Origin of the sequence: Fuerstiella marisgermanici (assembly GCF_001983935.1) — a bacterium.
Taxonomy (GTDB): Bacteria; Planctomycetota; Planctomycetia; order Planctomycetales; family Planctomycetaceae; genus Fuerstiella; species Fuerstiella marisgermanici.
The window spans coordinates 417,042-434,325 of the sequence record NZ_CP017641.1; the positions used below are offsets into that span (position 1 = coordinate 417,042).

The following is a 17,284-nucleotide window of genomic DNA, read 5'->3' on the forward strand; positions in this document are numbered from 1 at the left end:
TCATGAATCAATAGCTGTGCGAATCGAGTTTGACTTTACCGCGGAAGATCCAGTAGATAATCACGGTATAGCTAAGAACGCAGGGCATCCCAATTCCGGCGATGATAAGCATCGTCTGAAGTGTCTTTGCGCTGCTTCTCGCGTTGTAGAGCGTAACGTTGAACTCAGGGTCGATTGTTGACAGCATGAAGTTTGGGAAAATTGCAACGCTGAAAAGCGACGCCAATGCGAGGATCACCATCGACGACGTGAAGAAAGCATAGGCTGGCTTTCCAAGTTTCATCGCTCTTGGAATGTTCAACACGGCCAATGCGTTGAGTGCCGGGACGATCCATAAGATTGGATAATTGGAAATGTTTTCCGTCGCATGCGGCACGTGCCACCAGGTTGCGATTGTGACGACGATGTAAAGCCCTGCGAACGCCAAAAATAAAGGCGTGATGGCTTTGCGGACTCGCGCCTGCAACTCGTCCTCAGTCTTCAAGTACAGATAGATCGCTCCATGCACGGCAAACAGTGAAACCGTCAAAGCGCCGACCAACAGCGGGTACCAGTAGATTTGGCCGAGCAAACTTCCCTGATAGTGGTACTTCGCCCCCAGTTCCATTCCCGCCATCACGTTACCGCCCGCGACGCCCAACAGTGCCGCAGCAGAGAATGACGACAGGAAGAAGCCGCCATCCCACAGTTTTCGCCACGCGTCTGAGTGAACTTTTGATCGGAATTCCAGACTCACTGCCCGACCAATCAGACAGGTGAGCAACAAAAAGAATGCCGTATAGAAGCTACTGAAGACAGTCGCGTAAGCAACCGGAAACGCAGCGAAGAGAGCCCCTCCAAACGTCACCAGCCAGACTTCGTTGCCGTCCCAAAGGGGCCCGATTGAATTCATGACCAGTCGGCGTTCGCGATTGGTTTTCGCGATGAACGGATGCAGAATCCCGACGCCCAAATCGAAGCCATCGAGAATTGCGTACCCGCAAAGCAATACGCCCAGCAAAATAAACCAGATCAACGTCAGCGTGTCGTAGCTCACCGCGTACCCTCGTCATCCATCATCGAACCGTGAGATGTTCCGCCATGGCTGATCGCTTCTGAAAGCGATTCCTTCAGGAGGCTGCGTTTGTGTTCCGCCAACTCCTCCACCGTTTCAGGCCCGTGCTGGATTTTGTTGTTGAGTACGAAGACCCAGATCGCGAAAAGCAGGCTGTAGATCACTCCAAACAAAATGATGGAACTCAGCACCTGTTGCGCTGTGACGGATTCACTCAGGCCGTCCGCTGTGCGCATTCCCATCATCTGAACGCCATCCTGCACCGATGGATAAACGACCCATGGTTGCCGTCCAACTTCTGCCGTCACCCAACCGGCCTGGTTGGCTGTCATGGCTGCGAGTGGCATGAGCACAACCAACCACATCAACCATCGTCGATTCTCATAAGATTTGCGATACCACGACCAACAGCCGAGTATAGCCACAGCAATCATTAGCGTGCCCGATGCGACCATGAGGTGAAACGTTTGAAACGGCAGCCAAATGGGCGGCCGCTCATCAACGGGAATTTGATCCATCGCAGGCACTGGTTTTGTGTGATCACCGTACACCATCCAACTAAGTAGGTTCGGAACCTGCACACCGAAATGCACGGTTTCATTTTCCGTGTCCGGCCAACCGAACAGGTACAAGCCGGTCGGTTCGTCTGTGGTGTGAAAGTGAGCTTCAATCGCGGCCAGTTTTGCGGGCTGCGTGTCAATCAGTTTCTGAGCCGAATCGTGTCCGGTCACGGCGGCAAGGCCTGTGAAAAGCAGTGCTGACGGCAAGGCGATTGACAGGCAGCGTCGAGCGACTTCCTGATGGCGTTTCTTCAGCAGGTAGAATGTACAGACGGACGCGACAAAGAATGCGCCCAGAACGAAAGCGCCGATGACGGTATGCGTTAAGCGGTCGACGGACGATGGATTTAGGACCATGGCCCAGAAGTCTGTGACTTCCGCGCAAGGCATCATTTCGCCCTGCACGTCGTGCCAAACAATCTTGTAGCCTGCCGGAGTCTGCTGCCAACTGTTCGCGACAACAATCCAGACCGCGCTGAACACGCTCCCGAGAAAAACCATCATTGTGCTGAACAGATGCATTTTCGGTCCGACGCGATCCCAGCCGAAGACCAGCACCGCCAGGAAACCGCTTTCTAAAAAGAAGGCGAAGATCCCTTCTGCCGCAAGTGCTGAGCCGAATACATCGCCGACGAATCGCGAGTAAGCCGCCCAGTTTGTACCGAACTCGAATTCCATCACGAGTCCGGTCGATACGCCCAGAGCGAAGTTTACGGCGAACACACGTGTCCAGAATCGGGCTGCGGCTTCCCAGGCGGGATCCTTCGTACGCACATACGACAGTTCGCACAAAAACAGTTGCAGGCCCAGGCCAATTGACAACGGCGGAAACAGATAGTGGAACATGATTGTTCCGGCAAACTGAAGCCGACTAAGTAATTCTACGTCCACGAGGTGATGTGCTCGCTCTCATGTCAAAACCATCAAAAGCAGTGGCCGGCAGTGTTGGGCACCTGACCACTGAGATCCTCGCCGCTGCTTGCAGTTATTAGTCGCCTGCAGTTGGTGCTGGCATGTGCTTCGAAATGAACGCCGGTTCGCCCATGCGTTGTAGCAGGTCGAGTTGCAGCTCAAGCCAGCTCATGTGCTGTTCTTCGTCCAACGCAATGCGTTCAAACAGGGTCCGGGTTCCGATGTCGCCATCTTCCGACGCCTGGGAGGCCGCCTTAGTATAGAACTCGATCGCTTCTTTCTCATCTCCAAGGTCCGACTCAAACATCTTTTGCAAAGACGGTGCGCGAACTGGGGTTTTTGCCAATGTCAGCTCAGGCGATCCTTTCAGGAACAGTATCCTTGTCATGTATTCATTGGAGTGGCCCAACTCTTCCGCCATTTCTTCCTGCATCTTGGCCGCAAGCAGACTCAAACCCCAGTCGTCCAGAACGGCGGCGTGCAGCTGATACTGATGCATCGCGGTTAGTTCCATTGAAAGTGCGGTTTGCAGATTTTCCAGTGATCGAGCCTGGCTCATGGTAGGTTCCTTTTTGTTGGAGTGGGGAGAAGTCGAGAACTGTTGGTTATTGAGACGACATCCGGCAATTTGGTTCTACTGGACGCCGTTATTCCTGTTATTGAATGAACTCTGTTACTGCCAATGACATCGTAGCAAATTTGTCTGCTCTGGCGATTCTGCCGCCTGGACGTGTCGACAAAGCGTTCATCGGGGCATGTAATCAGTTGGTGGCCGCAGGGTCTTGGTCTTCGAGGATCGAATGCCCTGAACGCGACGGAATTCGAGGTAACGTGATATTCGGAAACTCGCCTTCCAAAGCGCCCATGAAGTTGACGATGTCCGTGACTTCCCGCTCGGCCAGTTCCATATCAAGCTGTACGTCCGCCATCACTCGCACGGCTTCTGCCAGTGACTCGACAGCCCCGTTATGAAAGTACGGAGCGGTCAAGGTGATATTCCTAAGCACCGGCACCTTGAACTGGTGCTTGTCCTCCGGTTGTTTAGTGACCTCATACCGCCCAAGGTCTTTGGCTAGTGCATACTTGTCCAGAAAACGACGGTTCGAGAATCGCGGAAATTCTTCAAAGCTGGCGTCGGTTAAGCCTGGTGTCCAGCCGTTAAACGCCGGTCCGGAATGGCACTCGGTGCAACCTGCTGATTCGAAAAGCTGCATGCCACGAACCTGCGACGCTGACAAGGCAGACCGGTCGCCATCGACATACCGATCGTAGGCACTGTTCGGCGTGATGAGTGTTCGTTCAAAGGCGGCAATTGCTTTGACGGCATTGTCGATTGTGACCGAGTCGTCGTCGCCAAACACAGTGGCAAAGGCTGAGCGGTATCCGGGAATGGCTGCAACGCGTTCAATTGCCTTATCATGGTTTGGCATCCCCATTTCCGGGCCCGCAATCACGGGACCTTTGGCCTGCTCTTCCAGGTCTGGAGCCCGTCCATCCCAGAACTGCGATGTTTGGAACACGGAATTCCAAACCGTCGGGGCGTTGCGGGGACCGATTCGACCGTGGATTCCCATTGAAGAAGGTCGCCCGTCGTCCCCACCTTCCATCAGGTTATGACAGGTGTTGCACGAAACCGTGCCGGTTAGTGAAAGCCTTGGATCGAAAAACAGCTGTTTTCCCAACTCGACTTTCTCGGCCGTTGTCGGGTTGTTCGCGGGGGATTCGGCCCTGGTGGGAAGTGTTTGCCAGACGTCGCTGACCGTGTGCTTCTCTTGTTCGGATGGTTGCGAGTTTGCCATTGGGGCCGTGACCAGCACTGCAACCAGCGGCAGTGCAGCGCGGACGACGTGTCTGGTGTGAGCGAATTGCATTTTCTATTCCTTCCTTCAACTATGGAGTGCCATATCAGATTTATTGTCTTTGTGTGATTGCCCTGGTTCTGTATTACTTTCCCAACGGTACGTAGGCGTAGCCGTCGGCTTGCAGGTTGACCAGCGACGTCAAAGCTGAAACGGCGACGTCAGCGAAGACGACAACGTCATCCGGATTGCCGCCCTTCCCAATGAGTGACTGACCGCACACGAAGATTTCGACGCCCGCATCGTGCAGTTTATGCAGGCAATCAAGATTCGGGTTTCCTTTTGTCTCGTGGCGTTTGGTGTAGGCATCAACGTTCAAAACGGTCAGTGTTGCGTCACCGTGTAACACGATGGCGATGTCGACTTTCGCTGGCTTCTTACCTGCTCCCTGATAGATGTTCACAAAACGAGCCACCTTTTCGATAGCCGGATTCAATGCGTCCGGCTTACCGCTTTGAGTGAGATCAACAACGATTCTGCTTCCGTTGCGCGGCTGTTGTGCTGCGTTTGGCAGCTTCACGACTTTGCCGTATTTCGCGATGGTGGGATTAATGTATTCCAAATTGCCGTTTGAAAACGCCGCATGGTTGTCCTTTTTGGCATGAACGACCTTAGGCAGCGTGTACGGTTTGTGAATTTCGTCCATGCCGTTCTTAAGAAAACGGCTGACCAGTTTGGCGTGTTCCTGAACCAGCATGATTACGAACGGATCGTCGGCTTCGTACGTTACCTCCATGCCTTGCTTCGTTTCTTTGTACGTCAACGTGTAGTCGTCGGCGTGCTTGATGAGTTCGACAAAGACTGGGTGGAAAGTCATTGGAGGCAGCGGCTCGTTTTCATGAACACGATTCTCCATGGCCGGCACGTGTTCTTTGAGCATCGCGACAATTTTGGTGTCGTCAGACTCGGTGGTTGCCTCGGCTCCTTTCGGAAGCATCTTCACGGTGCGAGTAATTTTTTCACGCGCTGCAAACATGGCGTGTAGTGTCGTCATGTCTTCACGCATTTCCGCTGACATGCCGCGTCCTCGCCCCCTGCCACGGCCAACCCCTTGACCTCGACCGGGCTGAGCCACGGCGACATCGCCAATGGCGAGGGCGACCACTACGGCCGCCAATATGTGCGTGATGCGTCGGATTGTTTGGCTTGCTGGGCGGAATGAAAATGGTGATTTGCGAACTGTGTTCATGATTCTGTCTCCGTGGAATGATGCTGTTGCCATGTGCGATAACCGCCGCTGAGGTTGAATACGTCGAAGCCGTTGTGTTTCAATAATCGAGTCGCCATGTATCCGCGCTGACCGACGAAGCAATACACCGCGATGCGTCGGTCCTGAGGAATTTCCGCCAATCTTTCGCGAAGTTCTTCCAGCGGAATGTTTGTCGCATCGCCGATGTTTCCGGCATCGAATTCACGTTGTGTGCGAACGTCCAGCACAAACCAGTCAGGCGATTTCGGTGGTGATTGCAATTCAGGGACGTGAGTTACCGGATGGTCGCCTCGCAACACGCCTGACGCGACGAAGCCCGCCATGTTGACCGGGTCTTTCGCCGAGCCGTATTGTGGTGCATAGCAGAGTTCGACTTCTTCCAGGTCGTAGACCGTCATTCCGCCGTGAATCGCCATCGCAATCACGTCGATGCGTTTGTCGACTCCGTTTTTGCCCACCGCCTGAGCGCCCCAGATGCGGCCGTCTTCGGGATTGAACAACAGCTTCAATGTCATTTGCGAAGCGCCGGGGTAGTAGCCAGCGTGGTCGTTGGGATGAATGTAGATTTTGCGGTGGGAGCGATTCGCACGTCGAAGCAATTTTTCGCTGTGGCCGGTCATCGCAGCGGTTTTACCGAACACGCCCACGACAGCCGTCCCCTGAGTACCTCGGTACGTTGAGTTACGGCCGAAGATGTGGTCAGCTGCGATGCGGCCCTGCCGATTGGCTGGGCCCGCGAGTGGTATCTGCGTTGGCTCGCCGGTGAGGAAATCTTTGACTTGCGCTACGTCGCCAACGGCGTAGATGTGGGGATCGTTTGTCTGCATGTGATCATTGGTGATGATGCCACCCCGTGGACCACACTCGATTCCGGCGTCGGCGGCCAGTTTGCTTTCCGGTCGCACGCCGATGCAAACAACCGCGAAACAGGCGGGAATAGAAGCGCCGGACTTGAGCCTCACCGTTAGGTTGCCGTCGGCGGTCGGATTGTCTTCAAACGCTTCCGCAGAATCATTCAGTCGTAACGAAACGCCCTGTTCACGCAGATGATCTTCCAACGGACGAACCATCTCCGCATCCCACGGCGGCAGGATTTGGTCGACCAGTTCGACAACTGTGACATTGAGTCCTCGCCGAACAAGGTTCTCCGCAACTTCGATTCCGATGAATCCGGCGCCAACGATGACGGCTCGGCGGCTGCCGCCTGTCGTGACGAGCTCGTGCATGCGATCAGCGTCAGTGAGATCACGCAACTCCAGGACGTGCGGGCTGTCAATGCCCGGAATCGGAGGACGAAACGGCGATGCGCCAGTGGAAATTATTAGCCGGTCGTATGTCTCAGTGTAGCTTTCGCCTGTTTCCAGATTCCTGACTGTGATGGACTGACTGTCCCGATTGATATAAGTGACTTCCTGTCGAGTCCGCACGTCGAGTCGATGTCGCTGACGAAGTTGAGCGGCTGGAGCCACGAGTAACTTGTCACGGATTTCGATTTCCCCGCCCACGTAATACGGGAGCCCACAATTCGCAAACGACGGTTCAGCCCCGCGTTCAATCAGAATGATCTCCGCCTCTTCATTCAGTCGCCTCGCACGAGCGGCGGCAGAAGCTCCTCCGGCAACGGCGCCGACGATGACAATCTTCATTTCTCATTCCTGTGGTTGGGCAAACGGGAAAACGTCAGTGTGACTGATCCGGGCTATACGCGGCCTTTTAGCATTCCGTGCCAGTACATCGCCGGAAGGCCGAACTTCTTGGACATGAACATACTGAACCGTTCCTTGTCCTGCTCGAATGGAAAGGTTTCGGCGGGCTGTCCGCTATAATCAAACTCCGCCAGCACCAGCGAATCGTAGCCTGTTACCACCGGGCAGGAAGTGTAGCCGTCGTAGCTGGCTGTGGGTGACTGTTGATTCATCGAAGCAAGCAGATTGGCTACGAGTACCGGTGCTTGTTTTCGAATCGCTGCGCCGGTCTTCGAGGTCGGCAAGCTGGATGCGTCGCCAAGTCCATACACGTTTGGGAATCGAGTGTGCTGCAATGTATGTTTATCCACTTCGACCCACCCGGTTTCTCCCGCCAACTCGCTTTGCGCGACAAAGTCTGGCGCGCTCATGGGCGGAGTCACATGGATCATGTCGTACTTGATGACTAATTCTTCATCAGTGTCCATGTGCCGATATACAGCCTCTTTCGAAGCCGGTCGAATTTCGACAAGGTTGTGTCGGTAACGAGGCTCGACCTTTTTTCGCTGGCACACCTGTTCAAGCACAATTCTGTAACGATCGACAGCAAATAGACGCGGCCCGGCAAGTGTAAAGATCACGTCGACATTGTCGCGAACGCCTGTGCGACGAAAGTGATCTTCGGCAAGGTAGCAAATTTTCTGGGGAGCACCGCCGCACTTGACGGCTCCCGCAGGTTGCGTAAACAACGCCACGCCCTGCTTCAATTCACGAATGAATTTCCACGTGCTTGCCACAGTGTCGATTGAGTAATTGCTGCATACACCGTCCTTCCCGACCGATTCCTTCAGCCCCTTTACTTGATCCCAATTGATTTGGATTCCTGGGGCGACCACCAAATAATCATATCCGATTGTCTCGCCGTCGTCGGTCGTAATTGAGTTGGCCGCTGGTGAGAATGAGGCAACACGCTTTTTAATCCAGTTGACTCCGTATGGAATCAGTTCCGCTTCGTTGCGAGCAGATTCGTCCGCCTCAAACATTCCACCGCCGACTAGCGTCCACAACGGCTGGTAGTAGTGTTTTTCTGAAGGTTCGATAACTGCTACGTCGAGCGACGCGTCAGCATTCTTTAGTCGAGCGGCTACTGTAATGCCAGCTGTGCCGCCGCCAACGATAACGATTTGATGATGATTCATCGCGAAGGTCCTTATGTGTTCGAACGTATGGGTTCCAGGATATCAGTGTGCAAAAATGCGGGGCGCCGGAAACAGGTGAACGGGCTTATGATCACGAACTCACTTTGTGTCTATGTTGATGTGAAAGTTCGCCGCCAAAACATTTGGCAAACTGCAGGCCAAACGACAACGCTCGCTGTGTGTTCGGATCGCGCATCGCCTTGAGCATGCCGAACAAACCGACCCGTTGGGGAACCGGGTGTTCGCACGTACCGCGACTGCAGTTTGCCAAAGCTGCACCGGCGATGCCCACGGTTTCCACAGAATGCTCTGCCAGCACGTCGGACTTGACCAGAAACCCAATGCGATCCAGTTCTTCCCGCCGTATTTGGCCGCCTAGGTAAAGTATGGCGTGCAGCCCCTGGCGAATACTTTGTTCCAGATCAATGCCATCGTCTTTCAGTTGCGTTGCCCACTCATCGAAAACGTCGACTACTGTCGCGGTTAGCCCTGGCAGGTCGTCCAGTAGCGCACTGCCAGCTTCCAACTGTGGCAATCGAGATATCAGCTTTTCAATATTCCGGATGTTTTCTGGCTCAGTGAATCGGCCAAACAGCTTGAACAACGTCGTCGCTCGTTGTTCAAGATCGATCCCTTCCTGCGATGCCTGCCTGCAAATCGCGTCCAAAAAGTCGGTTGCCATTGCGATCAGGTTTGGGATGTCACCGGCTATCTGCAACATCTGGTCAAGAGCTGCGGCTCGGTCGAGCAGTCGATGCAAAGCTTCGGTCGTTTGTGGATCGTTCAAACGATCCGCAAGTGACGGTCTTTCAAGTGTAGTTTCCATGGTCACCTCGATGATTGAAATTGCAAAGTCGGACTATCGCTGTGATGTTGTCTGAGACATGGCTTGCAGACCGTTCTTAGAGCTGGGCTTGGACTTTCAGTCATTTTCGTAGCGATTGTCGACCGGATCTTCTGGATGCTTTGCGGCGTCGCTAACGTGATTTCGCTCATCAGCAAAGGGGGCGATTGTGGTTTTTGCATCGCCTGAATTGGGCTTGCGAGCGTCGGGCGATTTCATGTCGGAGTGCGGATCCACCGCACAGCTTCCCGACATTCAAGTCTTCACGCCGAACTTTGGCAGCACCCACGCGTTGAGGACGAACCAAATGACGAGAACGCCCAACGGTAGAAGTAGCTCTTTCATAACTGTTCCTTTTCTCATGAGCATTGACCGACTTCCGTATCACAGTTAGCGGTTGACGTTGAGTCAGCGACAGGCAAGCCAGTCGTTGACCACGCACCAAAGCCGCCAGACAGGTTGATGACTTCACGACCCGAAGCTTGAATGATGCTAGCCGCAATTGCTGACCGCCCACCGGTTTGGCACTGAGCGACAATGGGTTTGTCGGTCGCCAGGTTCGCCAAATTGTCGGGCAAGCGGCCTAGAAACTGGTGCTCGGCGGCGAGAATTCGCCCTTTGTTCCATTCATCGTTGGAACGGACATCAATCAGATCGACGTCGCCCGATTCGATCCGCTGTTTCAGCTCTTGCGGAGTTGCGGATTGGTAGCTTTCTGTCGCGAGTCCCGCCGCGCGGACTTCTGCCACATCGAAGTAGCCACGCACGTCATCAAGGCCGATTTTCCGTAGGACGCGAGTCGCTTCGGCAAGCTGGCCTGGATCCGCAATCAGATATGTGGGGATGGAATAATCGACAACCCAGCCCGCCCATCCAGCAAGCAGCGATGTGGGAATGTTAATGGTCCCGGCAACATGCCCGTCTGCGAATTGCGAGGCAGGCGAAATGTCGATGACAGTCGCTTCATCCAAAGTCTTCGTTACAGATTCTACGGGCTGAAGTTCTGGAAGACCCTTGTCGCCGATGATATCGGGCCCTTCCTTGTTGACTCGCTTCATGACTGCAAAGTACTTCGGAGCTTCCGGCTGATCCGATAGGATGTACTTCACGAATTCGTCTTCGTCCTTAAACTGCAGCGCCGGGTTAAACAGTTTTTCGTAGCCGACCGTGGACGAAGGGATCGCTCCGAGTCCCTTGCCGCACGCGCTACCTGCGCCATGAGCGGGCCAGACCTGCAGATAGTCCGGAAGCTTCTTGAAGCGTTCAGCAGAGTGAAACAGATCGCGGGCCCCTGGTTCGGCTGTGTTCGCCAGCCCGGCCGCTTCTTCCAGCAGGTCCGGACGGCCAATCGAACCGACGAACACGAAGTCGCCAGTGAAGATTCCCATCGGCTTGTCAGCGCCGCCGCCCTGGTCAGTCAGCATAAACGAAATACTTTCAGGCGTGTGACCGGGTGTGTGCAGAACATCGAATTTGATGTTTCCGGCCATGAAGGAATCGCCATCCTTCACCAGTTGATGATCGTATTGATCGGCGAACAGATACTTCCAGTCCGCCGGACCTTCATCAGAAACATAAAGCTTCGCGCCCACTCGGTCAGCCAGTTCACGCGCACCGGACACATAATCAGCGTGAATGTGAGTCTCCGCGACTGCGATCAGCTTGAGACCTTCGCGGTCGGCCATTTCCAGGTATTGGTTGATGTCGCGACCGGGATCGACAACGACGGCCACTTTGGCTCGCTGGCAACCGACCATGTAAGAAGCATGAGCCAGAGCTTTGTCGTAGAAGTATTTGAGCAGCATCTTTGGATCTCCTTCAGTTTATAGAATGACCGTTTTTGCGATTACGAATACAGCGACCAGTACAACCGCCGTTGCGAATACTTTTTGCAACGTTGGTCCCTTGAGTTTTCCGGCGACCAGGCCACCGAGCCAAATGCCAATGAATCCGCCGACAAGAAACTGCAGGGTTGTTTCGAGCGACAATTCGCGTCCCGACACCACGTACGACGTGACGCCACTGATACTGATGAGGAAGATCACGAACAGCGAGGTCCCTACGGCTCGATGAATTGCCATTCCGCTGAACAACACGAGTGCAGGCACGATGACAAAACCCCCGCCGACTCCGAACATTCCTGACAGCATTCCCGTCAGCAAACCAACCAACATCAACAGTTGGGCACACTTTGACGTCATCCGAAGCGTTCCGTCTTCGTCACGCTGGCACGCCGAGCGATCAGCTGCAGCCTGCCCTTCAATCAAACACACGCCGGTCACCAACTGTGGGTTGCGAGTTTTAGCCCACATCCTCCATGCCACGACCAGCATTAAACACCCGAACATCACCAACAAGACTGCTTCCGGAAACAGTGTCGAGAGATAAGATCCAATCGGTGCGCCGATCATCCCGGCAACGGCAAACAGTAAACCAGTCCGCAGTTCAACCTCGCCTCGCCACAGACGAGGGACGACTCCTGCGAAGGCGGTCCCGCCAACCGATGCGAGTGAAATGCCGACTGCTTCGCGAGGCGCGATGGAAAGGCCGTAGACCAGAAATGGCACAGCAAAGACACCGCCACCGCCACCAGTGAGGCCAAGTGCGAAACCGACAGCAGATCCAAATAGAACGGCTAGACCGAACATGATCCTTTCCCGACCTTATTCCAGGGCATTCTGGCAATCATCATTCCCATCGCGCAGGTGTCTGTGATACCGGCGAACATCAGTCCGGCCCCAACGAACGCGGGGATTCCGGCGAAGTAGACGTTGCCGGTGACGAGCGCCGTGGCGGCTCCCGCAAAGACGAGGAACCCGGCGGCGATTCGCACCTGACGTTCCAGTGACATCGCTTTCTTTCCACGCACGACTGGCAGACCAGCGTCGACCCATGCCTGCGTTCCGCCCTCCACATTGACGACATTGGCGTAACCCGCATCGATCAGCTTTTGACACGCCTTCCCCGCCCGGTTGCCGGATTTGCAAATGACGTACAGTGGTTCGTCGGCCGAGCCGTTTCGTTCCTTCATCAGCGAATGTGGATCCAACGCATCCAATGGCACATTGCGAGCGTTCTCAGCCCGCACTTCTCGGAACTCCACCGGCGTCCGCACGTCGACCAGGTCGACACGACCTTGTTCGGCAAGTTGTGCCGGATGAATGGTCTTGACTCCTGACATTTAATGTCTCCTTATGTCGCGAGGTTACGATATATTGAGCGAAATAGAAGACGACTACTTACGTCGTTTTCCAGACAAAAAGCGATTTTCCACACATTCCATGATGTTGGCCAGATGCGGTTCGGCCACCTGGTAGTACACGCGGCGACCTTCCCGTTCGCTGGTGAAGAAACCGCAACGCTGCATTAGCCGAAGGTGCTCAGAAGCGACGTTGTCCGGCACACCACAATCTTCTGCCAGTTCTCCCACGGTATATCGGCCGTGCAGTAACAACTGCACCATCCTTAACCGTACAGGATGAGCAAGGGTCTTCAGGCATTCGGCGGCCTGAGCGAACGCTTGCGGCGTACCGGCTGGTTTCGTTTTCGACTTGGAGTTTGTCACCACTTGAACCTCCTGTTGTTAATATATCGTAAAGTCGCGATATGTCAATGCATTTCACAATGTCGCAGGAGACTGAGACCTTGGGGGCAGGCTGTAAGCGGCGCTGGAATTGGCTTACTGAATTGCGAGGATCGCCCAGTTTGCGGCGTCCCGAACCAGTGGCGAACTGTCTGTCTGCAGTTTTTGCAGCAGCGGCAGGTAGGCAGGATCACGCTGGTTTGCGGCGACAATCGCCGCGTTTCGAATAATGACATCGCGCCCCGTACGTTCCAGCGGCGTATTAGCAAATTGGAAGTTGAACTGAGACTCGGTGAGACTCAGCAGGTCGGCAATCTGCAGGTTGTGCAGGTGCGGCACTGGTTGGAATTCCGGCAGGCAGTCATTCGGCGCGAAGCGATTCCATGGGCAGACTTCCTGGCAGATATCGCAGCCGAAGACCCAGTTGCCGACGCCGTTTTTTAGTTCATCCGGTACGGGTTTGTCGCGGCGTTCGATGGTGAGGTAGCTGATGCACTTATTCGCGTCCAGTACGTGCGGTTCCGGGAAGGCGTCCGTCGGACAGGCGTCGAGACACCGTGTACACGTTCCGCAGTGTTCGGTTTCGAAGGGAGTGTCGTAGTTCAGTTCGGCGGTCGTAAGAATGGCGCCCAGGAAGAACCAGCTTCCGATTTCGCGGCTGATCAGCATTGTGTTCTTGCCACGCCAACCGATGCCCGCCAGCTGGGCAAAATCACGTTCCAGCAGCGGAGCAGTGTCGATGATGACTCGCGTGCGATCGTGCGGTTGATGCTGATGGAGTGTTTCAGTCACTAGCTTTAGCTTGCGTCGCATTAGCGAGTGGTAGTCCTCGGTCCCCCATGCGTAGCGAGCAATTCGAGCGGTGTCTGACGCGGGCGGTTGGCTATGATAATTCAGCGCCACCACAATCACGCTGCGAGTATTTGGCAGCACGCCGTTGGGATGCTGGTACGCATTTTCGCGGCGTGGAATCCAATCCATATCGGCGTGGTATCCGTTGCCGATCCATTCCAGCAGAGGATGGAAGCCCGCAGGAGAAACGGCGGGCGCGATTCCGACAAGGTTGAATCCAATCGCCTTTCCCTGCGACTTTAACAGTGCAGAAAGCTGTTCGGTTTCGGACATGGTCGAGACCGCGATTCAATCCGGCTGATGAAGGCGCGAAAGCTGCTGCGCTCCGGTTTCGGCAATCCTGTCCGGTGACCAGCGTTCGAGCGGGCTGTAGCGCGGGTGCTTCGATTCCTTCCAGGGATTGTTGTGCTTGGTGTTGTAGCAGCAGATGAAAGCCCATCTGGGATTTTCACTATTATTCTGGTCCGACCGATGCAGTGTGTTGCCGTGAAAGACGACCGCAGAGCCTGGCGGTAGCTCAACATTGACCAGCTCCAGCTGCTGCAAAGCAGCGTCGATACGTTCCTGGTCGGCACCCGTTTGATCGCCGCGTTTGACATGGTCAACTCGGCCCATTTTGTGAGACCCGCGAATGACCTGCAGGCAGCCGTTTTCTTTGGTGGCCTGATCAACCGCGATCATGCAGCTCGCCATGTCTGGAAACAGACAGCCGTTGTTGTACCAGTAACCGTAATCCTGATGCCAGGTCCACGCGCCTCCGGTGCGCGGCTCCTTCAGGATCATTTTGTGGTGATAGTGATAGACTTCATCACCAAGGAGATGTTCCATCACTTCGACCAAAGGCTGAGCTCGCACAATGGCCCCGTAGATGCTGTCTTCCGGCAAGTCGTTTCGCACGACAAGTTCAACTGCTCCACCTTCACCGTCGGCTCGAGACGATCGATTCGCGGCGATGTCACGATCTGCACGGGCCACCTTCCTGAGTAGATCTGCTTCATCCATTGTGAGCAGATCCGGAATGATCACATAGCCGTCGCGTTCGAAGTCACTCTTTGAGATCGTGCCCAACAGCGTGTTTTTCATCAGGAATTAGCTCCTTAGCGCCGCACAGGCCTCAGCCACGTCGATCGTACCTTCATAGATGGCTCGACCAACAATTGCCCCGATTAGCGTCGGCACTTCGGCCGCGATTTTGTGAAGTGTGTGGATGTCGTCCATGGTTGTAACGCCGCCAGAAGCGATCACCGGCAGACCCATCTCAGCCAGAGTTCGCAGGTCGGCCAGAGTGTCTGCGTCGACGCCCTGCATCATACCATCGTTGGCAATGTTGGTGTAGATGACAGCGGAAATCGGCACTTCGAGGAACTGCTTCGCCAGCTCCATTGCCGACACTTTCGATACCTCAAGCCAGCCTTCCGTGGCGACCATGGAATCTCGCGCGTCCAGGCCCAATGCCAGTTTGTGCGGGAACCGCTGGCAGGCATCGGCAAACCAGTCTGGTTCTTTCAACGCTTTTGTGCCGATGATGACTCGCGATAAACCGAGTTCTTCAATGGCCAGGCGGATGCTGTCGTCATTACGAATGCCGCCTCCCATTTCGCAGGGGATGCCGGTCTGAGTGACGATCTGCTTTACAACTTCGTGATTAACGGGTCGACCTTCTTTGGCTCCGTCAAGGTCGACAAGGTGTAGCCATTCGGCGCCCTGCTCTTTCCATTTCAACGCCATTTCGACGGGGTCGTCACCGAAGATGGTTTCGTCGTTGTAGTCGCCCTGACGCAGGCGGACACACTTGCCGCCACGGATGTCGATAGCCGGATAAAGTTGCATATTGCTTTCTGATTGCCTTACAGATTCACGAAGTTCGTCAACAACTGCAGTCCGGCACTTTGGCTTTTCTCCGGGTGAAACTGCGTCGCGAACACGTTGTTTTGGTGGATGACGGATACGAACTCACCGCCGTAGTCTGTTCTGCCGGACACCCACGAATCGTCGGTGGGGTCGACGTAATAGCTATGAACAAAGTAGAACCAGGCATCCGTCGGAATGTCTTCCAACAAAGGATTGTCACCAGTTCGTGACGAAAGCTGATTCCAGCCCATGTGCGGAATCTTCAGATCGTCAGCGATATCGAACAGCCGCACGTGTCCGGGAACGATGCCGAGACCTTCGTATTCTCCGTCTTCGTAGGAAAGATCCAGCAGCAACTGTTGTCCAAGGCAGATGCCCAAAAACGGCTTGCCGCTATCGGTGAATTGATGAATCGCATCGACGAGATTGTGATCCTTCAATGCGCTGATCGCATCACGGAACGCTCCAACGCCGGGCAGAATCACTTTGTCGGCCGAGGCAATTTGTTTTGGGTCTGAGCTGATCGTGGCGCTGGAACCAACGTGTTCGATCGCTTTTTGAACGCTGCGGAGGTTTCCCATTCCGTAGTCGATAATCGTTATTGCGGACATGGGCCTATCGTAGTGAATCCGGCGGTAGGATGCCGGTCGATGGAAGAAACTTCGCAATCAAAGAGCGAAGTTGTAGGCAGTTTCGTCATCAGCGGGAACGGTCTTCTGCTGATGCTGTTGAGGTAGGTTGTACGCTGCTCCCGTTGGTCCCATGATTGTGATCCTGTGGTCTCCGGGAACAACTCCGGCAACGTCCTGCTTATACATCAACACGTATTCGCCGTTCGCGTCTGTTAACCCGGTGGACGGGCCGCCGGCTACTGGTGATCCCGATCCGCCTGACGCCACAACGGGTTCGTACATGACTTCGACGTCCGGCAACGGTGCACCGTTAAGAGTGACGACACCGGAAACGTATTCAAGATCGGGTAAAGATTCCGACATCATCCAGGAAAACAGGAAATACATGAAGACCGCCAATGCGGCGAATGCAGCACCGCCTTTGACAGCGAACTCTTTCATCGCCTCTTTACGTTCTTCTTCACGACGTTCCTCTCGCGTCAGTACGGGCGCTTCACCCGCCTTGCCGCGTTTCTGGTCGTAGGTTCGCGTAAGAGCGTCGGCCGCACTGCCAGACGTGTAGGCTTCCGCTGCCATGGCGGCTTCGGCCAGTCCACCTTTTCGACCTTTGTCACCGTCCCCTTTTTTGCCCTTCTTGTTCTTTTTGCTGGCTTCGTGCTCCCGCATCAAATCGGCCATTGATGGCTTGGGGGCTTCCGCTGTGGTGGGCATCGTCGACGTCGAAGACGTGGCTCCGGCAAGAGCTTCTGTCGGATCAAAATCATCCATCGACGACAGGTCAGGCGGCGGGGTGATTTCCCGAGGCATGTCGATTGGATCTTCTTCGTCTGCCAAGGCGGTGGCAGAACGTGATGCCGGGCTTGCTGACGATTTGGCCGCGACTTTTGGCTTGCTGCCTTCGGACTGCTGAGGAACCTTGAAAGCGGCTTTGCATTTGGGGCACTTCGCCGCCGTGCCGGCCAGTTTGGCAGGAATCTTCAGGACGGATTCACATTCCTCGCATTTGTAACGAATCGTCATACTCTGGACCTGACACTGGGTGG

At 54.8% G+C, this 17,284-nt stretch carries 18 protein-coding genes; all 18 read right to left on the reverse strand.

What is annotated here, in order from left to right; genetic code table 11:
- Nucleotides 1-7: 7 nt before the first annotated feature.
- The 18 genes from cydB to Fuma_RS01495 all read right to left on the reverse strand — a co-directional run bounded on the left by cydB (nucleotide 8) and on the right by Fuma_RS01495 (nucleotide 17,261).
- Nucleotides 8-1,036: a cytochrome d ubiquinol oxidase subunit II gene (cydB, locus tag Fuma_RS01415; RefSeq protein ID WP_077022557.1), complete on the reverse strand. Its 1,029-nt coding sequence runs from the start codon at nucleotides 1,034-1,036 to the stop codon at nucleotides 8-10.
- Complete coding sequence (locus tag Fuma_RS01420; protein WP_077022558.1) at nucleotides 1,033-2,505, reverse strand: cytochrome ubiquinol oxidase subunit I; 1,473 nt, start codon at nucleotides 2,503-2,505, stop codon at nucleotides 1,033-1,035. Before Fuma_RS01420 ends, cydB begins: the two co-directional genes overlap by 4 nt.
- 97 nt (nucleotides 2,506-2,602) lie before the next feature.
- A complete protein-coding gene (locus tag Fuma_RS01425; RefSeq protein ID WP_077022559.1) occupies nucleotides 2,603-3,085 on the reverse strand; it encodes a bacterioferritin in 483 nt (160 codons plus the stop codon).
- Between the two features lie 202 nt (nucleotides 3,086-3,287).
- On the reverse strand, nucleotides 3,288-4,397 hold the full coding sequence (locus Fuma_RS01430) for a cytochrome-c peroxidase (RefSeq protein ID WP_218922364.1): 1,110 nt from the start codon (nucleotides 4,395-4,397) through the stop codon (nucleotides 3,288-3,290).
- Between the two features lie 73 nt (nucleotides 4,398-4,470).
- Nucleotides 4,471-5,574, reverse strand: coding sequence for a DsrE family protein (locus tag Fuma_RS01435; RefSeq protein WP_083731721.1), 1,104 nt, complete (start codon nucleotides 5,572-5,574; stop codon nucleotides 4,471-4,473).
- Complete coding sequence (locus Fuma_RS01440) at nucleotides 5,571-7,241, reverse strand: FAD-dependent oxidoreductase (protein WP_077022560.1); 1,671 nt, start codon at nucleotides 7,239-7,241, stop codon at nucleotides 5,571-5,573. Before Fuma_RS01440 ends, Fuma_RS01435 begins: the two co-directional genes overlap by 4 nt.
- A 53-nt stretch (nucleotides 7,242-7,294) precedes the next feature.
- On the reverse strand, nucleotides 7,295-8,479 hold the full coding sequence (locus tag Fuma_RS01445; protein WP_077022561.1) for an NAD(P)/FAD-dependent oxidoreductase: 1,185 nt from the start codon (nucleotides 8,477-8,479) through the stop codon (nucleotides 7,295-7,297).
- Between the two features lie 91 nt (nucleotides 8,480-8,570).
- Nucleotides 8,571-9,305, reverse strand: a complete 735-nt coding sequence (locus Fuma_RS01450; protein WP_077022562.1) for a helical membrane plugin domain-containing protein — start codon at nucleotides 9,303-9,305, stop codon at nucleotides 8,571-8,573.
- A 96-nt stretch (nucleotides 9,306-9,401) separates the two neighbouring features.
- Nucleotides 9,402-9,578: a hypothetical protein gene (locus Fuma_RS35110; RefSeq protein ID WP_158520823.1), complete on the reverse strand. Its 177-nt coding sequence runs from the start codon at nucleotides 9,576-9,578 to the stop codon at nucleotides 9,402-9,404.
- Between the two features lie 104 nt (nucleotides 9,579-9,682).
- Complete coding sequence (locus Fuma_RS01455; protein WP_077022563.1) at nucleotides 9,683-11,128, reverse strand: MBL fold metallo-hydrolase; 1,446 nt, start codon at nucleotides 11,126-11,128, stop codon at nucleotides 9,683-9,685.
- Nucleotides 11,129-11,146: 18 nt separating this feature from the next.
- Nucleotides 11,147-11,971 (reverse strand): sulfite exporter TauE/SafE family protein, encoded by an 825-nt coding sequence (locus Fuma_RS01460; RefSeq protein ID WP_077022564.1) that lies wholly within the window; start codon nucleotides 11,969-11,971, stop codon nucleotides 11,147-11,149.
- The gene (locus Fuma_RS01465) at nucleotides 11,959-12,504 is read right to left on the reverse strand and encodes a rhodanese-like domain-containing protein (RefSeq protein WP_077022565.1); all 546 of its coding nucleotides are present in this window, start codon (nucleotides 12,502-12,504) and stop codon (nucleotides 11,959-11,961) included. The genes Fuma_RS01460 and Fuma_RS01465 overlap by 13 nt, the downstream gene beginning before the upstream one ends.
- Before the next feature lie 54 nt (nucleotides 12,505-12,558).
- Nucleotides 12,559-12,888 (reverse strand): ArsR/SmtB family transcription factor, encoded by a 330-nt coding sequence (locus Fuma_RS01470; RefSeq protein ID WP_218922365.1) that lies wholly within the window; start codon nucleotides 12,886-12,888, stop codon nucleotides 12,559-12,561.
- 114 nt (nucleotides 12,889-13,002) lie between these two features.
- Nucleotides 13,003-14,031: a tRNA epoxyqueuosine(34) reductase QueG gene (queG, locus tag Fuma_RS01475; RefSeq protein ID WP_077022567.1), complete on the reverse strand. Its 1,029-nt coding sequence runs from the start codon at nucleotides 14,029-14,031 to the stop codon at nucleotides 13,003-13,005.
- Between the two features lie 15 nt (nucleotides 14,032-14,046).
- The gene (locus tag Fuma_RS01480) at nucleotides 14,047-14,841 is read right to left on the reverse strand and encodes a phytanoyl-CoA dioxygenase family protein (RefSeq protein ID WP_077022568.1); all 795 of its coding nucleotides are present in this window, start codon (nucleotides 14,839-14,841) and stop codon (nucleotides 14,047-14,049) included.
- Nucleotides 14,842-14,847: 6 nt separating this feature from the next.
- A complete protein-coding gene (gene hisA / locus Fuma_RS01485; RefSeq protein ID WP_077022569.1) occupies nucleotides 14,848-15,588 on the reverse strand; it encodes a 1-(5-phosphoribosyl)-5-[(5-phosphoribosylamino)methylideneamino]imidazole-4-carboxamide isomerase in 741 nt (246 codons plus the stop codon).
- A gap of 17 nt (nucleotides 15,589-15,605) precedes the next feature.
- Nucleotides 15,606-16,220, reverse strand: coding sequence for an imidazole glycerol phosphate synthase subunit HisH (hisH, locus tag Fuma_RS01490; protein ID WP_077022570.1), 615 nt, complete (start codon nucleotides 16,218-16,220; stop codon nucleotides 15,606-15,608).
- Between the two features lie 57 nt (nucleotides 16,221-16,277).
- A complete protein-coding gene (locus Fuma_RS01495) occupies nucleotides 16,278-17,261 on the reverse strand; it encodes a carboxypeptidase-like regulatory domain-containing protein (protein ID WP_077022571.1) in 984 nt (327 codons plus the stop codon).
- Nucleotides 17,262-17,284: the final 23 nt, after the last annotated feature.